Source organism: Nonomuraea maheshkhaliensis (assembly GCF_039529435.1).
Classification (GTDB): domain Bacteria; phylum Actinomycetota; class Actinomycetes; order Streptosporangiales; family Streptosporangiaceae; genus Nonomuraea; species Nonomuraea maheshkhaliensis.
In genome coordinates, this window is sequence record NZ_BAAAMU010000317.1 from 1 (window position 1) to 1076 (window position 1076).

The following is a 1076-nucleotide window of genomic DNA, read 5'->3' on the forward strand; positions in this document are numbered from 1 at the left end:
CCGGTTACGCCGTCACGGGCGGCACTGGCAGGTCGAGCTGGGCGGGCGGATGGTGCTGGTCGATCACAGTGTCGGCATGGGGCATCTGGCCACGCTGGTCGGCAACCCCGGGCGCGAGATCCCGGCCGCCGACCTGGCGGCTGGCGCGTGCCGGCCGGCCGGGCAGGGCGACTCCGCCCAGCCGATGCTCGACGACCTGGCCAGGGAGACCTACCGGCAGCGGCTGGCCGAGCTGCAGGCCGAGATCGACGAGCTGGAGTCGATGCACGACCTCGAGCGCGCGGCGGCGGTGCGGCTGGAGCGCGAGTGGCTGATCAGCGAGCTGGCGGCGGCGACGGGCATCGGGGGGCGGGCGCGGCCGTTCGCGGACGGCGACGAGCGTGCCAGGATCGCCGTCGGCAAGGCGATCAGGCGGGCGCTGGCCCGGATCGAGGCCGTGGACGCGGTGATCGGTGAGGAGCTGCGGGCCTGCGTGCAGACGGGGGTGCGCTGCTCGTACCGGCCGCGGTAGCTGCGGGCGGGCTGCTCGTACCGGCCGCGGTGATCCCCCGTGTGGGTCGCGCGTATGGGTGGCGGATGGAACGCCGGTGGAACGGGATGGCACGCCTGAGGGGAGGGGCCACGTTCCGACATGCACTGGGGGATCATCCATGCGTCATCCGCAAGGGCTCAATTTCGCGATCACTCTCGACCGCGATCTGCCGGAGCCGCTGCAGGAGCAGCTCGCCGCCCAGCTCCGCGCCGCCATCCGGCACGGGCGGCTGGCCGCCGGCGCCCGGCTGCCGTCCACCCGCACCCTGGCCGCCGTACTCGGGACCTCGCGCGGCGTGGCCCTGACGGCGTACCAGAGGCTGCTGGCCGAGGGGTACGTGAGCGGCCGCCACGGCTCCGGCACCTACGTCTCGCGCCCCGGCGCCGGCCCGCCGGTCAGGGAGCCCGAGCGTTCCACCGAGACGGTCATCGACCTGCGCGCCGACCTGCCCAGCACGCAGGGCTTCCCACAGGCGGAGTGGCGGGCGGCCTGGCGGCGGCGCGGCGAGCGGGCCGCGGTCCTCGGCGAGCAGCCCGCCGCCGGG

Annotated in this window: 1 protein-coding gene and 1 pseudogene; both read left to right on the forward strand. The window is 75.7% G+C overall.

Annotation, left to right across the window (positions count from 1 at the left end; translation table 11 throughout):
* Positions 1 to 511 (forward strand): annotated as a pseudogene (locus ABFX54_RS56620) (hypothetical protein); the annotation flags it as partial.
* A gap of 139 nt (positions 512 to 650) precedes the next feature.
* Positions 651 to 1076 (forward strand): GntR family transcriptional regulator (locus ABFX54_RS56625; RefSeq protein ID WP_346115615.1); only part of this gene is annotated, 426 nt, incomplete at its 3' end.